At 61.3% G+C, this 230-nt stretch carries 1 protein-coding gene; it reads left to right on the top strand.

Annotated elements, in window-relative coordinates; genetic code table 11:
* Positions 1–197, top strand: a 197-nt coding sequence (locus tag ACMGDE_RS20005; RefSeq protein ID WP_436834609.1) for a hypothetical protein, incomplete at its 5' end; no start/stop codon positions are given.
* Positions 198–230 lie beyond the last annotated feature (33 nt).

Genomic DNA, 230 nt, shown 5'->3' on the forward strand with positions numbered 1-230 from the left:
TGCAGGCAAAGGCGCACCTGGGCGATGCCGGACGCGAAATCGCCCGGCTTGCGACCGAGATTCATGGCGGCATGGGATTTACGGACCTGCTCGGCCTTCATTACTGGTTCAAGCGCATTGCGTTCAACCGGCAGCTTCTTGGGGCTCCCGAGCGCTGCAGGCACGAGGCCGCCGTCGCGCAAGAATGGGTGAGTTGAAGCGTCCTCTAGTGGCACGAATGTTCAGTAGTG

Source organism: Parapedobacter brassicae, from assembly GCF_051400755.1.
Taxonomy (GTDB): Bacteria; Bacteroidota; Bacteroidia; order Sphingobacteriales; family Sphingobacteriaceae; genus Parapedobacter.